At 60.4% G+C, this 21,165-nt stretch carries 31 protein-coding genes and 1 tRNA gene; 19 read left to right on the forward strand and 13 right to left on the reverse strand.

Annotation, left to right across the window (positions count from 1 at the left end; all coding sequences use genetic code 11):
* The first annotated feature begins 88 nt into the window (after window positions 1-88).
* From murA to OLZ32_RS39460, 10 genes are all read left to right on the forward strand, one after another.
* A complete protein-coding gene (gene murA, locus OLZ32_RS27720) occupies window positions 89-1,381 on the forward strand; it encodes a UDP-N-acetylglucosamine 1-carboxyvinyltransferase (RefSeq protein ID WP_017992881.1) in 1,293 nt (430 codons plus the stop codon).
* A 108-nt stretch (window positions 1,382-1,489) separates the two neighbouring features.
* Window positions 1,490-1,921 (forward strand): DUF2948 family protein, encoded by a 432-nt coding sequence (locus OLZ32_RS27725; RefSeq protein ID WP_264423860.1) that lies wholly within the window; start codon window positions 1,490-1,492, stop codon window positions 1,919-1,921.
* Window positions 1,922-2,037: 116 nt separating this feature from the next.
* The gene (gene hisD / locus OLZ32_RS27730; protein ID WP_264423862.1) at window positions 2,038-3,336 is read left to right on the forward strand and encodes a histidinol dehydrogenase; all 1,299 of its coding nucleotides are present in this window, start codon (window positions 2,038-2,040) and stop codon (window positions 3,334-3,336) included.
* A gap of 4 nt (window positions 3,337-3,340) precedes the next feature.
* Window positions 3,341-3,814 (forward strand): UPF0262 family protein, encoded by a 474-nt coding sequence (locus tag OLZ32_RS27735; protein ID WP_003545319.1) that lies wholly within the window; start codon window positions 3,341-3,343, stop codon window positions 3,812-3,814.
* Window positions 3,811-4,296 carry an arsenate-mycothiol transferase ArsC gene (locus OLZ32_RS27740; protein WP_264423864.1) on the forward strand — a complete coding sequence of 162 codons (486 nt, stop codon included), beginning with the start codon at window positions 3,811-3,813 and terminating at the stop codon, window positions 4,294-4,296. The genes OLZ32_RS27735 and OLZ32_RS27740 overlap by 4 nt, the downstream gene beginning before the upstream one ends.
* Before the next feature lie 123 nt (window positions 4,297-4,419).
* Window positions 4,420-4,638 (forward strand): translation initiation factor IF-1, encoded by a 219-nt coding sequence (infA, locus tag OLZ32_RS27745; protein ID WP_003545338.1) that lies wholly within the window; start codon window positions 4,420-4,422, stop codon window positions 4,636-4,638.
* Between the two features lie 58 nt (window positions 4,639-4,696).
* A complete protein-coding gene (locus tag OLZ32_RS27750; protein WP_003545339.1) occupies window positions 4,697-5,317 on the forward strand; it encodes a Maf-like protein in 621 nt (206 codons plus the stop codon).
* Window positions 5,318-5,350: 33 nt separating this feature from the next.
* Window positions 5,351-5,563, forward strand: a complete 213-nt coding sequence (yacG, locus tag OLZ32_RS27755; protein ID WP_017990235.1) for a DNA gyrase inhibitor YacG — start codon at window positions 5,351-5,353, stop codon at window positions 5,561-5,563.
* Window positions 5,564-5,742: 179 nt separating this feature from the next.
* Window positions 5,743-5,818 (forward strand) — tRNA-Phe (locus tag OLZ32_RS27760).
* A 215-nt stretch (window positions 5,819-6,033) separates the two neighbouring features.
* Window positions 6,034-6,267, forward strand: coding sequence for a helix-turn-helix domain-containing protein (locus OLZ32_RS39460; RefSeq protein ID WP_406649015.1), 234 nt, complete (start codon window positions 6,034-6,036; stop codon window positions 6,265-6,267).
* Here OLZ32_RS39460 and OLZ32_RS27765 read toward each other — a convergent pair.
* The 4 genes from OLZ32_RS27765 to OLZ32_RS27780 are packed head-to-tail and all read right to left on the reverse strand — an operon-like array spanning window position 6,264 to window position 8,847.
* Window positions 6,264-6,890: a helix-turn-helix domain-containing protein gene (locus tag OLZ32_RS27765; protein WP_264423866.1), complete on the reverse strand. Its 627-nt coding sequence runs from the start codon at window positions 6,888-6,890 to the stop codon at window positions 6,264-6,266. The genes OLZ32_RS39460 and OLZ32_RS27765 overlap by 4 nt on opposite strands.
* Window positions 6,887-7,390: a DUF1643 domain-containing protein gene (locus tag OLZ32_RS27770; protein WP_264423868.1), complete on the reverse strand. Its 504-nt coding sequence runs from the start codon at window positions 7,388-7,390 to the stop codon at window positions 6,887-6,889. Before OLZ32_RS27770 ends, OLZ32_RS27765 begins: the two co-directional genes overlap by 4 nt.
* Window positions 7,387-7,575: a hypothetical protein gene (locus tag OLZ32_RS27775; RefSeq protein WP_264423870.1), complete on the reverse strand. Its 189-nt coding sequence runs from the start codon at window positions 7,573-7,575 to the stop codon at window positions 7,387-7,389. Before OLZ32_RS27775 ends, OLZ32_RS27770 begins: the two co-directional genes overlap by 4 nt.
* A 9-nt stretch (window positions 7,576-7,584) precedes the next feature.
* Window positions 7,585-8,847: a DNA polymerase III subunit beta gene (locus OLZ32_RS27780; RefSeq protein WP_264423872.1), complete on the reverse strand. Its 1,263-nt coding sequence runs from the start codon at window positions 8,845-8,847 to the stop codon at window positions 7,585-7,587.
* A 452-nt stretch (window positions 8,848-9,299) separates the two neighbouring features.
* Between OLZ32_RS27780 and OLZ32_RS39465 the strand changes: the two genes are divergently transcribed.
* Window positions 9,300-9,524: an Arc family DNA-binding protein gene (locus tag OLZ32_RS39465; protein WP_406649038.1), complete on the forward strand. Its 225-nt coding sequence runs from the start codon at window positions 9,300-9,302 to the stop codon at window positions 9,522-9,524.
* Between the two features lie 11 nt (window positions 9,525-9,535).
* Here OLZ32_RS39465 and OLZ32_RS27790 read toward each other — a convergent pair whose 3' ends face one another.
* The 9 genes from OLZ32_RS27790 to OLZ32_RS27830 all read right to left on the reverse strand — a co-directional run bounded on the left by OLZ32_RS27790 (window position 9,536) and on the right by OLZ32_RS27830 (window position 14,591).
* The gene (locus OLZ32_RS27790; protein WP_264423876.1) at window positions 9,536-10,138 is read right to left on the reverse strand and encodes a hypothetical protein; all 603 of its coding nucleotides are present in this window, start codon (window positions 10,136-10,138) and stop codon (window positions 9,536-9,538) included.
* On the reverse strand, window positions 10,135-10,635 hold the full coding sequence (locus OLZ32_RS27795; protein WP_264423878.1) for a helix-turn-helix domain-containing protein: 501 nt from the start codon (window positions 10,633-10,635) through the stop codon (window positions 10,135-10,137). The genes OLZ32_RS27790 and OLZ32_RS27795 overlap by 4 nt, the downstream gene beginning before the upstream one ends.
* Entirely contained in the window at window positions 10,632-11,138 is a 507-nt protein-coding gene (locus OLZ32_RS27800) for an HNH endonuclease (RefSeq protein WP_264423880.1), read from the reverse strand. Before OLZ32_RS27800 ends, OLZ32_RS27795 begins: the two co-directional genes overlap by 4 nt.
* A complete protein-coding gene (locus OLZ32_RS27805; RefSeq protein WP_264423882.1) occupies window positions 11,135-11,371 on the reverse strand; it encodes a hypothetical protein in 237 nt (78 codons plus the stop codon). Before OLZ32_RS27805 ends, OLZ32_RS27800 begins: the two co-directional genes overlap by 4 nt.
* 48 nt (window positions 11,372-11,419) lie before the next feature.
* Window positions 11,420-11,629, reverse strand: coding sequence for a helix-turn-helix transcriptional regulator (locus OLZ32_RS27810; RefSeq protein ID WP_264423884.1), 210 nt, complete (start codon window positions 11,627-11,629; stop codon window positions 11,420-11,422).
* 9 nt (window positions 11,630-11,638) lie between these two features.
* A complete protein-coding gene (locus tag OLZ32_RS27815) occupies window positions 11,639-12,547 on the reverse strand; it encodes a hypothetical protein (protein WP_264423886.1) in 909 nt (302 codons plus the stop codon).
* Window positions 12,548-13,531 (reverse strand): YqaJ viral recombinase family nuclease, encoded by a 984-nt coding sequence (locus OLZ32_RS27820; RefSeq protein ID WP_264423888.1) that lies wholly within the window; start codon window positions 13,529-13,531, stop codon window positions 12,548-12,550.
* Between the two features lie 24 nt (window positions 13,532-13,555).
* Window positions 13,556-13,825 (reverse strand): hypothetical protein, encoded by a 270-nt coding sequence (locus OLZ32_RS27825; RefSeq protein ID WP_264423891.1) that lies wholly within the window; start codon window positions 13,823-13,825, stop codon window positions 13,556-13,558.
* 139 nt (window positions 13,826-13,964) lie between these two features.
* Window positions 13,965-14,591, reverse strand: a complete 627-nt coding sequence (locus OLZ32_RS27830; RefSeq protein ID WP_264423893.1) for a helix-turn-helix transcriptional regulator — start codon at window positions 14,589-14,591, stop codon at window positions 13,965-13,967.
* A 160-nt stretch (window positions 14,592-14,751) separates the two neighbouring features.
* On the opposite strand from OLZ32_RS27830, the gene OLZ32_RS39470 reads away from it, so the two are divergent.
* The 8 genes from OLZ32_RS39470 to OLZ32_RS27865 all read left to right on the forward strand — a co-directional run bounded on the left by OLZ32_RS39470 (window position 14,752) and on the right by OLZ32_RS27865 (window position 21,161).
* On the forward strand, window positions 14,752-15,006 hold the full coding sequence (locus OLZ32_RS39470) for a hypothetical protein (RefSeq protein ID WP_406649020.1): 255 nt from the start codon (window positions 14,752-14,754) through the stop codon (window positions 15,004-15,006).
* Between the two features lie 254 nt (window positions 15,007-15,260).
* Window positions 15,261-16,658 (forward strand): DNA-methyltransferase, encoded by a 1,398-nt coding sequence (locus tag OLZ32_RS27835; RefSeq protein WP_264423895.1) that lies wholly within the window; start codon window positions 15,261-15,263, stop codon window positions 16,656-16,658.
* Between the two features lie 33 nt (window positions 16,659-16,691).
* The gene (locus OLZ32_RS27840) at window positions 16,692-17,150 is read left to right on the forward strand and encodes a hypothetical protein (protein ID WP_264423898.1); all 459 of its coding nucleotides are present in this window, start codon (window positions 16,692-16,694) and stop codon (window positions 17,148-17,150) included.
* Window positions 17,150-18,067: an adenine nucleotide alpha hydrolase family protein gene (locus OLZ32_RS27845; protein ID WP_264423900.1), complete on the forward strand. Its 918-nt coding sequence runs from the start codon at window positions 17,150-17,152 to the stop codon at window positions 18,065-18,067. The genes OLZ32_RS27840 and OLZ32_RS27845 overlap by 1 nt, the downstream gene beginning before the upstream one ends.
* The gene (locus OLZ32_RS27850; RefSeq protein ID WP_264423902.1) at window positions 18,060-19,565 is read left to right on the forward strand and encodes a DEAD/DEAH box helicase; all 1,506 of its coding nucleotides are present in this window, start codon (window positions 18,060-18,062) and stop codon (window positions 19,563-19,565) included. The genes OLZ32_RS27845 and OLZ32_RS27850 overlap by 8 nt, the downstream gene beginning before the upstream one ends.
* Window positions 19,562-19,870, forward strand: a complete 309-nt coding sequence (locus OLZ32_RS27855) for a hypothetical protein (protein ID WP_264423904.1) — start codon at window positions 19,562-19,564, stop codon at window positions 19,868-19,870. Before OLZ32_RS27850 ends, OLZ32_RS27855 begins: the two co-directional genes overlap by 4 nt.
* Complete coding sequence (locus OLZ32_RS27860; protein ID WP_264423907.1) at window positions 19,867-20,751, forward strand: hypothetical protein; 885 nt, start codon at window positions 19,867-19,869, stop codon at window positions 20,749-20,751. The genes OLZ32_RS27855 and OLZ32_RS27860 overlap by 4 nt, the downstream gene beginning before the upstream one ends.
* Window positions 20,748-21,161, forward strand: a complete 414-nt coding sequence (locus OLZ32_RS27865; protein ID WP_264423909.1) for a hypothetical protein — start codon at window positions 20,748-20,750, stop codon at window positions 21,159-21,161. The genes OLZ32_RS27860 and OLZ32_RS27865 overlap by 4 nt, the downstream gene beginning before the upstream one ends.
* The last annotated feature ends 4 nt before the right edge of the window (window positions 21,162-21,165 follow it).

Here is a 21,165-nt window from a genome sequence, read left to right on the forward strand (position 1 = left end):
TGAAGCGTGTCGAGAAATCCCCTAAACACCTCACTCCTTATTCCAAGGCAGAACTTTCAGGAAAGGCGGGCTCGGCCCGTAAGCGCACATGGATCGTATCAGAATCGTCGGCGGTAATGAGCTGAATGGCATCATTCCGATTTCCGGCGCCAAGAATGCCGCACTGCCGCTGATGATCGCCTCGCTTCTGACCAGCGATACGCTGACGCTCGAAAACGTGCCGCATCTGGCCGATGTCGAACTGCTGATGCGCATTCTCGGCAATCACGGCGTTGACGTCGCCGTCAACGGCCGCCGCGAGCGCCAGGAAGACGCCTATTCGCGCACGATCCATTTCACCTGCCGCACTATCGTCGATACCACAGCATCTTATGAGCTGGTCTCGAAGATGCGCGCCTCCTTCTGGGTCATCGGCCCGCTGCTGGCGCGCGAAGGCCATTGCCGCGTTTCGCTGCCGGGCGGCTGTGCCATCGGCACGCGCCCGGTCGATCTCTTCATCGAAGGCCTGACGGCGCTCGGCGCCACCATGGAAATCGATGCCGGTTATATCAACGCCAAGGCGCCTGCCGGCGGTCTGATCGGCGCACGCTACACCTTCCCGAAGGTTTCCGTCGGCGCCACCCATGTGATGATGATGGCGGCAACGCTTGCCCGCGGCACGACTGTCATCGGCAATGCCGCCCGCGAGCCTGAGGTCGTCGATCTCGCCAACTGCCTGAACGCCATGGGCGCCAAGATATCGGGCGCGGGTACGGCGACGATTACCATCGAAGGCGTCACCTCGCTCTCCGGCGCCCGCCACCGCGTCCTGCCGGATCGCATCGAGACCGGCACCTATGCCATGGCCGTCGCCATGGCCGGCGGCGACGTCGTGCTCGAAAATACCGATGTGGCGCTGCTCGAAACCGCGGTGGAAACGCTGCGCCGCGCCGGCGCGGAAATCTCGTCGACCAACAATGGCATGCGCATCAAGCGCAATGGCGCCGGCATCAGGCCGGTCGATATCGTCACCGATCCCTTCCCGGGCTTCCCGACCGACCTGCAGGCGCAGTTCATGGCGCTGATGACCCGTTCTTCCGGCGTCTCGCATGTCACCGAGACCATCTTCGAAAACCGTTTCATGCATGTGCAGGAGCTTGCCCGCCTCGGCGCCAGGATCTCGCTGTCCGGCCAGACGGCGAAGATCGAGGGTGTCCAACGCCTGCGCGGCGCGCCCGTCATGGCGACCGATCTGCGCGCCTCCGTCTCGCTCGTCATCGCCGGCCTTGCCGCCGAGGGCGAAACCACGGTCTCCCGCGTCTATCACCTCGACCGCGGTTTCGAGCGGCTCGAGGAGAAGCTGACCCGCTGCGGCGCCATCGTCGAGCGCATCAGCGAGTAAGCACCGTTCATCCCGGTTGCGTAATTGGTCGCCGCGCCTTATTTCCCTTGTCTGACGCATCGCCATTCCGGCGGTGCCCGGCCTAGGCCGGTAATGGGATGAGGCTGAATGACCGACCTGAAACTTGTTGCGCTCGATAACGAGGATCTTGCGATCATCTCCGCGCATATGCAGGACAGCGTCTTCAAGGTCGGCGACATCGACTGGTCGCCGCGCGACGCGCAGTTCGCGCTTGCCGCCAATCGTTTCGTCTGGGAAGGTGCCGAGCGCAAGCGCAAGGGTTTCGAGCGCCGCCGTGCTGCCCTGGTTTTCAAGCGCGTGCTTGCCGTCCGTTCGCTCGGCATCGATCGTGGGAAACGCGACGAAGTGCTGTCGCTGCTGGCGCTGCGCTTCGAGCAGAAGGGCGAGGGGCCGGAGGGCACGATCGAGCTGTCGCTGTCCGGCACCGCCTCGATTGCGCTCGATGTCGAATGCATCGAGGTCCAGCTGGCCGATCTCGGCGGCGCCTGGGAGGCTTCGTCAAAGCCTCGTCACCGCTAATGCATGTCGCCCGGAAGTGTGCAGCGGTTCCGGGATAACGACATGCATAAAACAATGAGTGTTTGACGCCCTAAAGTTTGAACATCGCAGTTTCGAGTTGAGAAGGAATATCGGCCTTGGCAATCTGGCTGGATCAGGCATCGGAAGGTTTCGAGCAGCATTTTGCCGCCTTCCTGACGACGAAGCGTGAAGTCTCCGAGGATGTGAACATCGTCGTTCGCGCCATCATCGATGACGTGCGCGCCCGTGGCGATGTGGCGCTTGCCGAATATTCGCTGAAATTCGACGGCATTGATTACGCCACCGTCCCGATGCGGGTCACAGCTGAAGAGATCGACGCCGCCGTCGAGGCGGTGCCTTCGGAAGTGCTGGGGGCGCTGAAGCTCGCGGCACTGCGCATCGAATCCCATCATCGCCGGCAACTGCCGAAGGATGATATCTACGAGGACGATATGGGCGTCGGTCTCGGCTCGCGCTGGACGGCGATCGAAGCGGTCGGGCTCTATGTTCCGGGCGGCACGGCGAGTTATCCGAGCTCTGTGCTGATGAATGCCGTGCCGGCCAAGGTCGCCGGTGTCGATCGCATCGTCATCGCCGTTCCGGCCACCGGCGGCGCCGTCAATCCGGCGGTGCTTGCTGCCGCCAAGCTTGTCGGTGTCACCGAGATTTACCGTGTCGGCGGCGCCCAGGCGATCGCGGCTCTTGCCTATGGCACCGAGACGATCGCCCCGGTCGCCAAGATCACCGGCCCCGGCAATGCCTATGTCGCCGCCGCCAAGCGCCATGTCTTCGGCACCGTCGGCATCGATATGATCGCCGGCCCCTCCGAGGTGCTTGTCATTGCAGACAAGGAAAACAATCCGGATTGGATCGCAGCCGACCTCATGGCCCAGGCCGAGCACGACGTTAGTTCCCAGGCGATCCTGATCACCGATGATGCCGCATTCGGCAAGGCGGTGGAGCAGGCAGTCGAACGCCAGCTGAAGACGCTGAATCGCGCCGAGACGGCGGCGGCAAGCTGGCGCGATTTCGGCGCGGTCATCCTCGTTGCCGATCTGAAACAGGCCATTCCGCTGGCAAACCGTATCGCTGCCGAGCATCTGGAGCTCGCCGTCGCCGATCCGGACCGGCTGCTCGACGGCATCCGCAATGCCGGCGCGATCTTCATCGGCGCCCATACGCCCGAGGTTATCGGCGATTATGTCGGCGGTTCGAACCATGTGCTGCCGACGGCGCGTTCGGCGCGCTTCTCCTCCGGTCTTTCGGTGCTCGATTTCGTCAAGCGCACGTCGATCCTGCGCCTCGGCCCGCAACAGCTCCGCACCCTCGGCCCGGCGGCGATCGCCCTTGCTGTCTCCGAAGGCCTCGATGCCCATGCGCGATCGGTCGCGATCCGCCTCAACCTCGAAAGGTGAGGGCATGGCGAAGGGCGATTTCCGGCTTTGCGACGTCGTCCTTGACGATACGATCGGCCGTTCGACGCCCGATGTCGAGCATGAGCGCGCCGTCGCCATCTTCGATCTGATCGAGGAGAACAGGTTCGAGCCACTCGGCCATGCCGGCGGCCCCTACCGGCTGAATATCTCGCTGGTCGATTCGAAGCTGGTTTTCGCCATCACCACCGAAGAGGGCGGCGGGGTCGCCACCCATATCCTGTCGCTCACGCCCTTCCGGCGGATCGTCAAGGATTACTTCATGATCTGCGAAAGCTATTACGAAGCGATCCGCTCGTCGACGCCGAGCCGCATCGAGGCGATCGACATGGGCCGGCGCGGCATCCACAACGAAGGCTCGCAGACGCTGAAGGATAGGCTGGCCGGCAAGATAGAGGTCGATTTCGACACCGCCCGGCGCCTTTTCACGCTGGTCTGCGTGCTCTACTGGCGCGGATGACGGCAATGGAGCGCGCCGTCGACGTCGAGGAGGGAAAGCGGCCGGGCGCCATCCTCTTCATGTGCGGGATGAATGCCATCCGCTCGCCGATGGCCGAAGTGATCGCCCGTAGCATTTTGCCGGCCAATACCTATATCAAGTCTGCCGGCGTACGCGCCGGCGAGCGCGATCCCTTCGTGGATGTCGTGCTCGAGGAGATCGGGCTTTCCCTCGGGCGCCGCCAGCCGCAGACGCTGGAAGAGCTCGAGGACGATTACTTCGATCTGATCATCACGCTGTCGCCGCAGGCCCATCATGCAGCACTCGAGCTGACGCGGTCGAGTGCGGTCGATGTCGTCTACTGGCCGACGATGGATCCGACGGTTGCAATCGGAACGCGCGAGCAGATTCTGGAGAGCTACCGCGAGGTCCGCGATCACCTGGCCGGCCTCATCGAAAGCCGGCTACTCAAACGAAATGGCATTGCCGCGCAATCGGCATGAAAACAAATAAAGGAAAGCCTGATCAACGAGGTTCACAAACCTGCGTTGATTGTGTAGTTTCCGCCCAAATTTTAAAGGCGCGCGCTGCGCTGCCTATTCAACCCACAGGAAGAAAACACTTATATGCCTAAAGAAGAAGTCCTCGAATTCCCGGGCATCGTGACCGAACTTCTGCCGAATGCGACGTTCCGCGTGAAGCTCGAAAACGAACACGAGATCATCGCCCACACAGCGGGCCGCATGCGCAAGAACCGGATCCGCGTTCTCGCCGGCGACAAGGTGCTTGTGGAAATGACGCCTTACGATCTGACCAAGGGCCGTATCACCTACCGTTTCAAGTAAGTTTGCCCGAAGGTCCCCGCAAGGGTTTTTGCTCCCGTCTGACGATGGTCGAGGTTCCATGGCGCTGAAATACAAGCTCATTCTGGCCTCGGGCTCGCCCCGTCGCGTTGACCTGCTCAACCAGGCCGGCATCGAGCCTTCGCGCCTGATGCCGATGGATATTGACGAGGCGCCGAAGAAGTCGGAGCATCCGCGTTCGCTCGCCCGCAGGCTTTCGGCTGAGAAGGCGGAAGCCGCCCTTGCCGCCATCAAGGGCGATATCACCTGGAAGGGCAGCTATATCCTGTCTGCCGATACGGTGGTCGCCGTCGGCCGGCGCATTCTCGGCAAGGCTGAGTTCGCCGACGAGGCGTTGAACTCGCTGCATCTCTTGTCGGGACGCAACCATATGGTCTACACCGGCGTTTGCCTGGTGACCCCGGATCGCAAGGTCCGTCAGAAGATCGTCGAGACCAAGGTGCGCTTCAAGCGTCTCTCCGGCTTCGAGATCGAGAACTACCTGGCCTCCGGCCAGTGGCGCGGCAAGGCAGGCGCCTACGGCATCCAGGGCCTCGCCGGCACCTTCGTCCAGAAGATGGTCGGCTCCTACACCAATGTCGTCGGCCTGCCGCTTTATGAAACCATTCTGCTTTTGACCGGCGAAGGCTTCGATGTGCATAGCCGGTGGCCCGAGGGCTGAGCCCGAGGGCCGATCCTATAGGACGGACCGATTATGCCTGAAGACAAGAAAGCCGCCGCCAAGGTCGAACCGCTGCGCAAGACGCGCCCTTGCCCCGAATGCGGCAAACCTTCGAACCGCGAACATTACCCCTTCTGCTCCAACCGCTGCCGCGAGGCCGATCTCTCCCGCTGGCTGACCGGCGCCTATGCCATTCCGGTTGCCGACGACGAGACGAAGGCCGATTATCCGGATGAGGAAAACTAGAGAAATCCACCCGCGAAGCTCTTATTTTTCCTCATGAATCCGTAAAGCCGGCAAGACCGTCAAAAAAGAGTCATTTGACGCTTGCCATGGCCGAACAAGATGCTATAACCCCGCTCGCTTCCGGGGTGAACCAAGGCCCCGCGGTTCCTTTTCCGAAAGGGACCATCGGAAGCAGGTTAGCCCAGGTAGCTCAGTTGGTAGAGCAGCGGATTGAAAATCCGCGTGTCACTGGTTCGATTCCGGTCCTGGGCACCACTTTGATTTCCTTACATAATTAGCGAATTTTTGACCCTTCGGAAACAAGCCTGTTTTGCTGCCGTGGTAGCACACTGGTAGCAGCGGAAAACGTGGTAGCGGGAGCCTGAAAACAGTTCGGCCCGCTCGATGGCGGGCCGTGGGAATTTTCTTGTGGTTGATATTGCTGCACCGTAGACGATAATCAGCCCACCAAGTTAGCGCGGAGCGGAAGAATGAATGAAGAGTCCAATGGTAACGAGTTCCCCGACGATGGAAGCACCGTTCTAGCGTGGTGCCGGCAGAAGGATATCAGCCTTCGTGAACTATCAAAGAAAGTAGGATTGGAGCCGTCGAGTCTTTCGCTAATCGCTCATGGGCGAAGGCCGCTATCCTTAGAAAACGCAACCAAGATAGCCGAGGGCCTCGAAATCTCATTGGATGACCTTCGTTACGGACCTCGGAACTAGAACACCGCTTCAACCGCTGGCCTATAAGCCGGGCGCTCTTTCGGACGCCGAGGCGCCGAAAGAAACGCATCATCCACCCCGGCGCGCTCCAAGATATGCGTCCAGTTTTTACCCCGCCTTATCGCACTCACCATTGAATGGTGTATGTCGAACTGGCTGGCGATCTCCATGTTCGTTTCACCATGTGCGAAGCACGTCGCTATCTGTAAAACACCTAGATCCGAAAGCTTAGCCTTTGGATTGTGCGCGCCCTTTTGCGCGATATAGAGCACCGGGCTTGTGCCCTCCATCATTTTGTCTTGGGCGGCTTGGAACCGATCGGAATAGAAGCCGTGCTCCGGATTGCAGCACAGCTTATTTTTGCAGCCTTGAACAACGTATGACTTGCCAGGGGAGGCGTTGTCGCAGAACGCCGCCGCCATGCGGTGCGCTCCAATAAAGTGACCCGAAGGAAGCTTGCACCTTCCGCTACCGTCCTTAAACGTCGACCCGGTCCACGGCCAACATGCGTCGGGGCCACCGGACTGATCAACCTTCGCCCAAAACCGCGCTTCATACTTTTCGCGCTTGCGGTGCCCAAGCACTGCTGAAATAGGGTCCTGCAGCCGCACTTTCTCAGTCATGGCGCGAAATACGCCTTTGGTTGCGTGGCCGCTGCGATGTAAAGCGGATGGCCGGGATGCCCGTCCGCGGTCACCTTGAGCGCCGCCAGATTGAAGTCGTTCAGCATCTCGGCGACCTCGCGGCCACGGTCATGAAGGGCGCCATGGGTTCCCCACGCGCAGATGATCGTTTCAGCGCTTCGGGCGATGGCGCCGAGGTGCTTGTCATTGTCCGCGCCGATCGGGTCCGGGTGGGAGTAAAGCGCTTGCGGGTTCGTGGACCGCAATGCGAAGAGGTTGCCCACGATGAGCCCGCCGAAGCCCCAATCCTTGGCGAACCGAATGCACCGGCGGATGGTGGGGTCGTCTTCGGAGGCGCCCGCCGTGGACGGGTTGAGCATGATGAAAGCGACCCTCGGCTCCTCCGCATCCCACCGCCTTTCCAGGCGGTAGCGGTAGGCTCCACAAGCGGAGATGTCGGCGGACGAAGTTGGTTCCTTGCTGAAAAGATCAAGCGTCACGGGGTGTGCTCCACGGTGATGGTGGCCATGGTCTCGCCGGTGGCCTTTCTGTAGATGGATTGGAGCCGCTGGCGAAGCTCCTCCCAAAGGTACGGCGGCAGATGCTCGCCGTTGCAAAGTTGGCCTCGGGTGGCCATGCCCACCTGGCACTCCTCGAGTCGGCGGCGTAAGCCTTCGTTGTTCATGGCCTCACCTCAAACCCGCATCGGCATTAAGATGGCGAAATCGCCAGCCGGTGAATCCTTCGCGCGCATCGTGAACGGCGAGCTTGGCCCCTCTATCTCGACATCGATCCAATCGGAACCGAGCGCCTTGGCGATGGCGGCGAGATACTTGGCGTTGACGCCGATCGGCTCGAAGGTGCCGCCTATCTCGGCGCGCGCCTCGCCGGTCATCTTCCCTTCGGAGCCGCCACTTGTTGAGAGTTGCACGGTTGCTTCGTCCTTCGGAGCAAGTTTGACGGCGCGGAATTCCTTGCCGCCGCCGAGCATGGCGGAGAAGCGCCGGATATCGGCGACGTTGATGGACGCGAAGGCGTTGGTGGGTTGCGACTTCGGGACGACCCGGCGCCAGTCCGGAAAGTTGCCGTCGATGAGCCTGGTGGTAATCGTCCAGTCATCCGAAGAGAATTGGGCGACCTGGCGCTTCCATTCATCGGCCGTCTTCTTCTGCTGCAGCCTCTCGTCAACAAACTCTTTCCCCGGCACAAATTCGCCGTGGAAGCGCGCGATGCATTGCGCCTTCCCGATGATGCCGGCGAGGGCGGAAACCGCGCTGATGGGCACGATGGGCCGCATATCCCACGCCTCAAGCGATGGCGCCGGTAGCTTCGCCTCGCTGGTGCCGAGGCGGTGCCCATCGGTGGCGATGGCGCGAACAAGGTTCTCTTCCAACTCGAAGCAGACGCCGTTCAGATAGTACCGTGTTTCCTCAGTGCTCATAAACGGAACCGTCATGCCGAGGAGGCGGGAAAGCACGCCTTCCGGCATCGGGAAGCCGCGGGCGAAAACCATAGGAACCGGCAGGCGGGGCGCGTCCGTGGGGTCCAACGGATAGAGGGAGGCGTTGTAGCGTCCGCACTTCACCGTAACGGCGTCATCACCGCTTCGCTTCTCGAAGCTGATGGTGTCCCCGTCAGCATTGGAGACGAAGGCGAGAAGGGTTTTGGCGGGCAGCGAAGTTGATCCGGTCCCCTCGGCGGCAAGCGTGGCTTCCAAGTTCAGGTCGATTCCATATCGGCCGATTGTCATCCGGGAGCCGAGCCCATCGAAGGTTATGGTGACATAACCGAGGATAGGAATACTTCCCCAATCCCGTTCGCCGAATTTGTTGAGCAGCTTAAGGCGCGAGGTGAATGCACGCGCATCCACGCAACCGTTGATCTTCCCCGGCTTCGGTGCCGGCGGCGGCGTCATCGTGTCCAACATTTCGCGCGCTTCTCGGATATGCGTTCCCATTGTCAATTCCTCCACGTGTCCAGGATTTCGCCGGAAGGGCTGACGAAATCCGCCGCCCTCGCGTCTCTCCAGCGGGTTTCGATGCAATCGGGGCGGGGGCGCGCCTCTTCGATTGTCAATATGATCTTTCCGAAGAAGCTGACGCGGTGACCGGTGTCACCGGTAGGCTTCCATCCAGCGGTGACGTGGGAACGAAACAAACTCATGATACTGCCTTTCGAAGTTGTAGGAATATGATCCTATGCTAGGATCAAGCGGTGATTAAAGAGGGGTCAGCGGGATCAGCGCGATTTTTTTGAGGGCGGAATCCCCTTTGTGCGGGATCAATATGGTGGCAAGTCGGAACCATTGATTTTTTTTCGCTTGAGTTGCAATCACGATTTCTAATGAGTAAAGACCGGAAATATCCGAGCCAGATTGCAGATCGCTTCAACATCCGGCTCCCCGCCGGGATGCGCGACCTCATTCGCAAGGCTTCCGAGGAAAACGGGCGGTCGATGAACGTGGAAATTATCCACAGGCTTCAAACTTCCTTCGCTCCGAATTCGGTGTGCGATGAGCTTTTGAGCGCCGTTGACGTTCTCCGGGCGTTGACCGGTTCGGTTGTCGAGGTCACCGAGCGGGACGGCGTGCAGCACATCACCTTTCAACGGCCACTTCCTGAGAAGCGGGATTGATCCGGCGGCGCTCACGTGTCGCCGCCTTCACTGCACGGCGCATCTTTGCCGCCGCCGAAAACGTATTCCTTCCATGGCGTCCAGCACCATTTCCCGTCGCGGTTCCGGAGAAAGCCCCACTTCCGGCCGATGCCGCCACGCCAAACGAGGGTGACGACTTTGCGGGAGTCCGTTATTGGCGACCCGCTCGGCTCGATCGGTGATTTGCTATAGATGCGCCCGCCCTTCGAGAACCATACGCCGCTGTATCTCCCAATCACCCGGTGGCAGTGCGTGGCGGGGCGATAGGTGAGCCGGAACGCGGGGACCACTTGACGGGAAAGGGTGTAGTTCTCGGGCGGCAATAGAAGCAATTCAAGCGGCGCAACGCCTTTCGTCACCGGCTTCGCCACTTCCTCGACATAGGACGTGAGCGGGAAGGTCCAGAAATCCCACGGGTGGTCGTGGCAATCGGGATCCGCGTCACCACGATGGAAGATGTGGAGGCGGAGCCGGCCGAACCAAGCCCGTGTCATATACGGGGTGTCATGGTCGCCCTCGACGCCGAAGATAGTATGGATGCCGAAAAGGCCGATTGCTGACTTGTGTGGCTTGTTCTTCGCTGGCGCAGTCATGCCGCTAATTCCTTCTTGGGGCGCATGATGATTTCAAAATCGAGGGATTGAGCGAGCCTATTCAGGCGGCCAAGCGTGGGGTCGCGGCTTTGTCTCAGCCAGCTATAGAAACTGGACAGAGAGACGCCGCTCACCTTCCGGAGATCCTTCGTGGAAATCTTCCGCTGCGTCCTGGCTTCATTAAGTGCAACCATCGCGGCGGACATCCGCCTTAGATCGTACTCAACCGCGGGCGCTACTTTGCTTCTCATCACGACTTCGAAGTCGAGCGTTTGAGCTACAGCCACGAAGTTCGTCATTTGCGGGAAGCGCAGGCCGGTGCGCCATGCGTGGCCGGCGTTGAAGGAAACGCCGGATTTATATTCGAGTTGCCACACCAGCATGCCGCGCCGGTGGCGTTCCGCATAAAGCGCTTCCATTGCGGCGATGAAGTCGGAAAGATCATATTCCGAAGAAATCGCCAGCGGGTCCGGTGAGGGAAGGACAGCTATATTCATGCGGCGCGCTCCTCTCGCATCCGGTCCCGCAACCTGATCTTCTCAGGGGCGGAGAGGTGGCCCGCTTTTTGATTGCAGAGATGATGGGCCAAGAACTTATTGGCCAAGTGATCGGGGCCGCCGTGGGTGACGCAGACAAGGTGTTCCGCGGTCACTTCGTATTCGGGCGGGACCGGTGTCCCCGGTGGCGCGACAACCTCGCCGCAAAAGAAGCATTCCGCCCCATCACGCTGGACCAATGCGCCGTATTGCTGGCGGAGCTTCGAGTTCTTTCGCTTCCGCCTGGTGGCGGCGAGCGCTACGCTTTCGTTGCGATTGTAGATCCCAACGATATCGAGGAGGGCGGGCGGCCACTTTTGGTCGCCTTGCTTGTTGGTGTGGACGATGTGGGTTCCGGTGTTCGTCCGGACCCGCAGCGCTTCCCATTCCGACGTCGGCTCCAATACCTCGGCGCCGTGGTCTGTCAGCCATAGAGTGAAGTGCTCGATATCGCGCACGGTCATACGGTGAGCCCGATATCTTTGGCGACCGCCCGGTCCATGGTGAGCCTGTAGGCGCCGGCTTCGCCACGCGGATGGTCCATGAATCCGATCGGCTCGAAGTCCACGTTAGCAATCGGAACCACAACGGGCCGGGATGGGAAGCCGAAAGAAATCACGACCTCGCGGTCGCGGCGTTCAAGGATCCTCGCCGTCGCGGTAAATATGTTCGGAATTTTTGAGCACGCGCCAATCATGTTGAATGATCCGAATTGAAGGGGGAGGAGGAAGAGGCGCGTGGCGCCTCACTGTTTCGCGGGCTGGCGGGTGCCCTTCATCAGGTTGCCAGCTTCGTAAGCCTTCAAATCGGTTTCCCGGTAAAGGACGCGACCGCCGGACTTGATGTAGACCGGCCCCTTGTTGGTGGAGCGCCACCGGGCAAGGGTGACTTCGGAGACCCGCAACCGGCCCGCAACTTCGGGCGCGGTGTAATTCATGGTGTTCGCTTCGGTCATCGTCTCGCCTTAAGCCGGGTTGTAATCGTCATCATCGCCGTCATCGGGACCGCCGAAGACGTCGCCATGCGTTTGCAAATCGTCAACGATATTGGCATGGCTTTCGCCTTCGTCCCCGCCGTTCGGCTCGATCTCGCCTTCGATAACGGGCGGCTCATCTTTCGGCTTCGCCTTGCCTCTCGCCATCGCGGCGTGGACACCACGGGCGCGACCCGCCGGCTTCTCAGGTTCCGCCGGTGCGGCCGGGGCGGGTTCCGGGGCCGGGTTCACCTCGCGCATTTCCGGGACATCGTGGACTTCATCGACGGTCGGCATGCCATTGAGGATATGCGGGGCGTAGAGACGGCCGAAGAAAGCGGCGGCTCGATACCGGATCATCAGGTCGGGCATCGTGCCCCACTTCGAGCCGTTCCGGAAATACCAGCCTTCGGCCACTGCCATTGAAATGGAGACCTCGGGGCCTTCGAGGATTTCACCGGTTTCCTTTTCGATCGCGGAAGCGACACAGGTCATTTCCTTAATCGTTGCCTTCTTCTGGACCTTCTGGCGGTTCCCCTTCGGGCCTTCCCACGTGTCAAACTTCACTTCGCGCTCGCCGAGCTTTTCCAGCTTGAACCGGATCGGCGAGAAGAGGCCGCACGAATTCAGGGCGCCGATGATGAAGGGTGACGCCCAAGAGGGCCGGCCTTCGATGACGTGAAGGTTTTGCATGACCACGATGGCGGAGACGCCGACACGGTTCGCCATGTCCATCGCGATGAGGGCGTTACCCAAATTATCCTTGCCGCGATAGTTCGCGGGAACAAGGTCGGAAGAGACCAGGGCGCCGGCGATGCGTTGGGCATCCTCGAAGGACTGCATATCCGCAAAAACGGACATCGCGCGGGCCGGCTCGTGAGTGGTGAGTGCGGTAGTCATTTACTTTGATCCTTTGGCTTTGGGCTTACTTACTTTGAGGTTGCGGAAAGAGGTGGGCTTGACGACGGAGGTGTAGCCATCCCGGTGGGTTGTGGTGGCGGTGACTTTCCAGCCGGCACCGAATACGGTTTCGGTATCCTTGATGAAGTCGAGGAGTTCGGCGGAGGCGCGTTGCGCGTCTTCCTTGGCGAGCTTGGCCGCGATATCGGCGTCATACTTCGCTTCGATAAGCTCTTTCAGCTTCTCCGGATCCAGATCGGAATCGGGGTCCGGGATATCGAGGTCGTAGGACTTCGCCGGGGTCGCGTTGCGGTAAAGCGTGCGGATCGTCTCGTAATCCGCGAGGTAGTCCGCTGCAGGCGGCATGTTCTCGCGAACGCGCTGGTGCATGTCTGAGCAACGGATCGCCAACTCGGCGATGACCTCGGCGTCATACTCGCGGACGAACTTCTTGACCGTGTTGCCGCCAACAAGCCCGGCGATGACGTTCCAGCGGAGGCCGGTCACCATCATCTGATGTTGGGCTTGAAACTCGATGTGGGGCGGGGCTTCCTCATCGGTCCAGTCATCCTTGGCGACAAAGAAATCAACGTTTTTGATTTCGAGGCCACCAAGCCCAAGCTCGGGGCGGGCGGGGTCCCGGATGACGTAATCAGGGGAGGCGCCGCAACCGGGGAACCGGTTGGAACGGGCGTAGAGGAAGGGGTGACGATCTACGATTTCCCAACCGTTGTCGCAGCAAACGCCTTCGGCGATTGCATTTTGCAAACGCTTACCCCACGTCATTCTCTCGTTTTCTTCAAACACGACCTCCACGGTGCCGCGCATCCGGTGGAACATATCGAAGGGCGTCATATATGGGGAGACGCCGAAGAGGGTGGCGGCGGCGGTTGCGGTGATGTCCGGTTTCCGGAGCTTGTGCCATCCGGCTTCGGTGCGTGGCCAAAACCATGTGGCGTCTTCGGTGTATTGCTCGCGCTTCAAATCGATGTCCTCAGTTGGGAAGGGTTACGCAAAAGCTTCTTCGCGGGCGCGGCTCTCGAAAGCGGCGCGCAGCGTGACGGGACCGGCGGCACGCATGAGGCCGAGCCGGTCAAGATCGGAAGCCTTCAATGTGATAGCGGCGCCAACGTTTTCGACCCAAGCGTTATGGATGGTGACGGCACCAGCTTCGCCGGCAACGGAAACTTCGGCGGAGGCGGAAGCGAAGCCGAGCGACACAGAGACCCGAAGCGTGCGTGTCTCGTTTTGGAGCGCTTCCGAAAATTGTTGTCCCATTTCGAAATTTCCTGTTTGCAAATCAGCAATTGTTTGCAATATGTCAACACAGACGACGCAAGTCAACACGACCTGAAAGCAAATGATACAAATTGAAGCTGAAAATATCGGGATCAGGAAAAGCGGGGGCGGACCCCGCTTAGACCGGCATCATGGTGAGAATTGGCGAGTACCAAGCCAGTTCGGCGTCGTGTGTGGGCTCGCCGAAATGATTGATAAGCGTGTAACGCCCCGGCGTGTATCCGCGCCGCACCTTGCGCACATAGGCGTCGTCAGTCCCTTTCAGTCCGACAAGGCAAAACCGGTCAATCATGGCTTCGGGATCCGGGTCGCTCGGGGGCAACACCACGGCGACCCAACCATCGAACACCTCCGCCTTGGTTTGCGCGCTTCGCCATTGGATCGCGCGAGCGGTTGGCGGAAAGGCACCGTTGACATCGACGCGTTGGCGTTGTTCGGGGCGGCTCCAATCAAGAGTGACCCGGCCGTCACCGTCCGCCCATCCCACCAAGGGAAGCGAAGCGGCGCCAGCGACATGGCCGTTCGGCTTGATGTTCTCGGCGCCGGCGTTCCGCATGACATCGGTAACCGGGACATTGAGGGCGCGGGCGATATCGGCCGCCCTCTCCACCGTCATCCGGCGTTTGCCGTCCAAAAGAAGCGAAAGGGTGCTTTTGTCTGTATTGAGCAGACGGGCAAGCGCGGCCTGAGATGTTCTCCGGTCCCGGATGAGGTCGACAAACCATTTTTTATTTACAACGGACATGATGACGTTTCCACAACTGATTCGGAAATTGGCAACAGATATGTTTGCTATATGTCAACTCTTATCAATGGTTGTCAATACGTCGTGTCGGTTGTATTGCGCGCGCTATACCAGAGATTGTCGAGCAAGATGAACGACCTAACCCGAAAGGCGTACCGTTGTGACGCCTAAAACGCCGCTGGACACCATCACCGATTTACTTGCATCCGGGAACCGTTCCGAATTGGCACGCCTGTTAAACGTTGAACGGTCAACTGTATCAGGATGGGCTAATCCTAAAAGACGAGCGCGCGGGATGTGCGGGACGATTCCGGAAAAATATATTCCTGGGATCCTCGAAATCGCCGGGTCCCGCGACGTTTTGCCTGAAATTCGCAACCTGTTGTTGGCGAGGCGGAGCAATGGAAACGGTTAATCCTTCTTGGGAACCGCGGATGGAACCTATCAAGGGTGGTGGCTCCGCCTTCATCCATCCGTGTCAAGTCTGCGGCTCCCCGTTCGCCTACCACGGCGTCGGCGTAAATCTCCGGAAAGGACAGCCGGGAAAATGGTTTTGTCACGAACACCGTGTTGACAAATTGCAAACATCGGCGGCAATCTCGCCGAAGTCTCAAGCCGCGTCGGCATCCACGCCGGCACCCGTAACGCTACAAGGGGACTTGTTCTAGTATGGAAGACACCACCTTTTTCGATGGCAGGATCACGCTGAAACCGGGCGACTGCCGGGAGCGCTTGAAGTCCATCCCGGACAACAGCATTGACGCCGTTGTCACCGACCCGCCTTACGCTTTGGTGTCCATCGTCAAGCGCTTCGGTGCGGAGAACGCGGCCCCGGCGACCCCGAAGGAAGGTTCCGCCGGCGCCTATGCCCGCGCCTCCGCCGGCTTCATGGGGAAACAATGGGATACCGGTGAGACCGCGTTTTCCGAAGAGTTTTGGGCCGATGTTCTCCGCGTCTTGAAGCCCGGCGGCCACGTCGTCGCCTTCTCAGGCACCCGGACCTATCACCGCATGGCGGTGGCGATCGAAGATGCAGGCTTTGAAATCCGGGATCAAGCGGCGTGGACCTATGGCACCGGCTTCCCGAAAAGCCACAACGTTTCGAAGGCGATCGACAAGCACCTCGGAGTCGACCGCGAAGTCATCGGCACCGAGACGGTTGCCAACGATATGCGGAACGGCTCGCTTTCCTCGGGATGGAAGGGCGAGGAGAACACCGCTTACACTCGCGATATCACCGCGCCAGGCTCGCCGGAAGCGGTGGAGTGGGATGGATGGGGCACCGCGCTTAAACCCGCGTGGGAGCCCATTTGTGTGGCCCGGAAGCCGTGCGCGGTCCCGATCGATGAGCCGCGAGACGCGGACGCACCGACACGGTTTCGCCCGGCCACGGTTGCGGAAAACGTCATGTATTGGGGAACCGGCGCACTCAACCTCCGGGCTTGCAAAATCGAAGCCGAGAAGGTTACCGGATGGGGTGGCAACGCCGGCGGCGGAAAGACATGGAACGAGTCAAACTCGGGCCTCGGCAAAGACGGGGCGCCACGCCCATCGGAAGGCCGGTTCCCCGCTAACATCATCACCGATGGAAGCGCCGAGGTCATGGAAGCGTTTCCGGAAACACAGTCCGGAGAGTTGAAGGCTTCGCACGGGAAGAGCAAGCCGAAGACGGATAATATCTTCGGATCTTTCGCCCACAACGACACCGTTGGGCCTTACGCAGATAGTGGTTCCGCCGCTCGCTTCTTCTACTCCGCCAAGGCTGACGGCGACGACCGTCTCGGTTCCAACCACCCCACGGTGAAGCCGGTGGACCTGATGCGCTGGCTTGTCCGCCTTGTCTGCCGCAAGGGCGGCGTTGTGCTGGACCCGTTCGCGGGGACCGGCTCAACTGGGGCCGGCGCGTATTGGGAAGGATGCGATGCCATCCTTATCGAGCGGGAAGCCGAATACCAGGCGGATATCGCGAAACGAATGCGCCTTATCCTGGCGGGTCCCGATGAGAAGAAGCGGGCGCGAACCAAGCTCGAAGCCCCGCAAGGCTTGCCGCTTTTTTCGGCTCTATAGCGTTGACGTTTTGCAAACTAAGGAAGGTTTGAGATGACAAAAGAACAATTGTTGGAAGCCTCGAAACTTTGGGTGAAGGGCTTGAAAACCAAAGACATCGCGGAAGCCATCGGCGTCACCAAAACGAACATGTCTTATCACGCGTCAAAGCACCGCGGCATGTTCCCGAAGCGGCCCGCGAACTTCTATCGATCCTCGGATCTCCGCGCCAAAAATATCGAGAACCGGGCGAAGTCAAAGATCAGCATCGCGAAGAAGTGGCCGGAGAAGGCGCCGGGGCACGACGGCGTGTTGGTCGGCAGGCTCACGAATTGCGGATGCGTGTTCCCGCTATGGGGTCACCACGAAGATTTTGACGTGAACACCTCGCTCTATTGCGGCGCCGCCAGCGAGGAAGGGCACCACTACTGCACCTTCCACCGCAAGCTTTCCACCGGCTTAGGCACCCGCTCCGAGCGCGCCGCCACCACCGTGTTGGCAAAGGCGGCCTGATGGAAGAGCGCCGACTCCTCATCAGCTTTTCCGGCGGTGAGACCTCCGGTCTCATGGCCAAGCTTTGCAAAGAGCGGCTTGGCAATGAATACGATCGTATCGAAACGGTGTTTTCGAATACATCCGAAGAAAACGAAGCCACGCTTGTTTTCGTCGATGAGTGCGACCGCGCCTTCGATCTTGGCGTCCACTGGATAGAAGCCGATGTTGATCCGAAGCTCGGCGTCGGCACTGGATTCACAAAGGTCGATTTTGCCAGCGCACACCGTCACGGCGAAATCTTCGAAGCCATGATTGCCAAGTACGGCATCCCGAACAAGGCGTTTCCACATTGCACCCGCGAGCTAAAGGCGCGGCCGATATTGGCCTTTGCGCGGGACTATCTCGGATGGGCGCCGGGAACTTATGACTGCGCCATTGGAATCCGGATCGATGAAATTGATCGGATGTCAGAAAAGGCAAAAGAGCAGCGCCTTTTTTATCCGTTCGTTTCGCGTTGGCCGCATCGGAAAACGGGCGTCAACGAGACGTGGCACGCGATGCCTTTCCGGCTCCGGCTCAAGGGCTATCAGGGCAATTGCAAATGGTGCTGGAAAAAGTCGCTCCGCAAACATCTGACTCTGATGGTGGAAAGCCCCGAGGTTTTCGAATTCCCGGAGCGCATGGAAGCCGAACACGCCAACACCGGTTCCGGTGAAGGCTCCCGTGTTTTCTTCCGTGAGAATCGTTCGGTGGCAGATCTCCGCCACCTGGCGGAAACCACAAAGTTCAAGCGCGCCACCGATGACGCCCGCGAGTATCAGATAGACCTGTATTCCCCGCTCGCTTTGGACTTGTCCGGCGGATGCTCGGAATCTTGCGAAGTTAACTTTGACTTCGACGTTGACGTTTTGCAAACGGTGGCCGCCCATGGCTGATCCGTTCAAGCTCCGCGATTATCAGGGCGAGCTAATCACGCAAACCCGTGACGCCCTCCGCGAGGTCAATTCGGTTTTGCTGCAATGCCCGACCGGCGGCGGTAAGACGGCGTTGGCGGCCTTTATGGCAGGCTCCGCGGCGAAGCGTGGGAACCGCATCACCTTCGGCGTCCACCGCCGCGAGCTTATCAAGCAAACCGCGAAGACGTTTGACAAGGTTGGGATTCCCTACGGCATCATTGCCAACGGCTTCACCGGCGACCGGCATCAGTTGGTGCAAATCGCCTCTATCGAGACGTTGCGCCGGCGGCTGGACTGGTATCCGCGCCCTCATCTCTACATCCCGGACGAAGCCCACCACGCCGGGGCCGCCACTTGGGCGGAGGTCATTGACTCCTACGCGAACAAGGGGCCGAAGGGCGAGCCGAGCGCGAAGATTGTTGGGCTATCCGCGACCCCGGAACGGCTGGACGGCGCCGGGCTTGGCCGGTGGTTTCAGAAGATGGTGTTGGGGCCATCGCCGGCGTGGCTTATCGACCAAGGCTTTCTGTCACCCTACCGCCTCTTCGCGCCATCCATGCCGGACCTCTCCGGCCTCAAAAAGAATGGTGCCGATTTCGCCCGCGGCGCCCTCGGCGAGCGGATGGCCGGCGCCTCCATCGTTGGCGATGTTGTCAAAACCTATCGCGAACTCGCCCACGGCCGGAAGGCCATGGTGTTCTGTGTCTCCATCAAGCACTCGCTCGCGGTGGTGGAGCAATTCCAGCGCGCCGGCTACCGGGCCGCTCATATCGATGGCGACTCCCCGAACCGTGACGAACTTATCGCGGCATTCGAGTCCGGGAAAATCGAAGTCCTCTCTTCCGTGGACTTGGTGTCCGAAGGCTTCGACCTCCCCGCGATCGAAGTGGCGATTTTGCTTCGCCCCACCCACTCGCTTTCGCTCTTCCTGCAACAGGTGGGCCGCGTTCTCCGCCCGGTCTACGCGCCAGGCTATGACCTCGAAACCCGCGAGGGGCGAATAGCTGCTATCGCGGCGGGGCCGAAGCCTTACGCGCTCATTCTGGACCACTCCGCGAACACCATAGACCGGGAGAAGGGCGGCCGGGGTCACGGGCTCCCCGATGATGAACGCCCGTGGTCTCTCGAAGGCCGGGAGCGGAAGAAGCGCGGGGCCGGCGGCGAAGACGAAGAGGCCGCGGTGACAACCCGGCAGTGCCCGCAATGCTTCCGCGTCCATAGGCCGGCCCCGATTTGCGAGGGTTGCGGCTTCGAATTCCCGAGCATGGGTCGGACCGTCAAGGAACTCGAAGGCGAGTTGCAAGAGGTCGAACGGAAGACGGCGCAAGTCGAGCGGAAGCGCGAGCAAGCCAAGGCTCAAACGCTCGAAGACCTCATAGCGATCGGCAAGGCGCGCGGGATGAAGAACCCGCACGGATGGGCTCGCCATGTCCACAACGCACGAAATCAGAAAACGCAACAAAGGTATGCGCGATGACTAAAGGCTATTCAGACCACATCAAAACCGGCGACATGAGCCAATTGGACGCGATCAAGTATCAATCGGTACGCGATGGCGCGAAGGCCGGCTTTACTCGGATGCTCGCTGAGCACGCGAAGCAAGGCTTGCCGGCGGATGCCGCCGCCTTCGGTGCCCTCGATATCATCGCCGTCAACTTGGTGAAGTGGTATGGCCCCGAGGCCGCCGGGGAAGTGCTCCGCCACTACGCCACGGTTTGCGAACGCCAGCAGGATCCGCGGGACACCACCGCCGCGCTTCCACTCGAAGGCGGTGCCGCATGAAGGCCGGAAAGATCAAAGCGGACTTCGAGAACGAAGCCGCGTTGTGCGCCGCCTTCATCGCTGCGCTTCCCGAGGGCTGGACCGCTTACGCGGAGACCGCCGGTTTCGACATCCTCTTGGTACGCGGTGCCGATGGCGCGCAAATCGGCGTGGAAGCGAAGATGACCTTGAACGCCAAGGTTCTGATGCAGGCGGTTGAAGGCATCTATGCCGGCTCCGGCGAGCCCGGTAGCGGTCCAGACTTCCGCGCCGCCTTGGTGCCATACGGGACCGCCGGCGCTGAAATGAAATGCATCGCCCGATACCTCGGCGTTGCTGTCATCGAATGCCGGAACCTCGGGGACTGCGAAGCCGAGGTCGTCCGCATCATGGAGCGCTACGGCTCCGGGTACTTCCTCACGGAAGAGGCGTTGCGCAAGTATGCGGAGTCCGAAGTTAAGCGGGACCATCCGCCATTCAAGCCGGACCTTCCGCTCTATGGCGGCTACGACTGGCGGGACACTTGGAAGGATTTTTGCCCGGTGAAGCGGTGCAGCGTTCCCGATTATGTCCCCGATGTCTCCGCCGGCGCCTCGGGTCCATCGCAGCTTTCGGAATGGAAGATCAAGGCAATCAAAATCTGCATCATCCTTGAGCGCCGCGGCTACCTCACCCCGAAGGACTTCGCCCACGTCAGCATTGACCGGAAGCGCTGGCACGACATGGGCTGGATAGCTCACGCCACGGACAACGGCGTCTATGTCCGGGGCCGCTTCGTTGCTGGCGGCTCCCCGCTGGACCTCCGAGCCGCGCATCCCGTGAACTTCGGACAGATCGAAGCGGATTGGGCGAAGTGGAAGCCGAAGGAAGACGCCGCCGAGTTTCAGGGGGCGATGCTATGAAGGCTTCGACCGCCCTCCAAAACCGTATCATGATCGCGCTTTCGAAAGCGGGCCGCTTGGTGTTCCGGAACATCACCGCTCAAGGTTGGGCGGGGAAGAGCTTTGAACTCAAGGCCGGGGACAGGTTCACCGCCCCGACCAAGTGCCGGGTGGTGCTGGACCCCTATCCTATCAACGCGGGCTTGTGCGTTGGCTCCGGTGACATCATCGGCGGTGAATCCATCGTGATAACGCCGGACATGGTCGGCTGTACGGTGTTAGTGTTCGCGTCTTGGGAAGTGAAGTCCGGAACCGGACGCCCGACCGAGCCTCAAAAGAATTTTGCCAAACGGATTCGCGAACTCGGCGGGATCGCGGAAATCGTCAGAAGTGAAGAAGAGGCGGTTTCCGCCAGACTGTTTAAGGATTGACAGA

Origin of the sequence: Rhizobium acaciae, assembly GCF_025941625.1 — a bacterium.
GTDB classification, from domain to species: Bacteria; Pseudomonadota; Alphaproteobacteria; order Rhizobiales; family Rhizobiaceae; genus Rhizobium; species Rhizobium acaciae.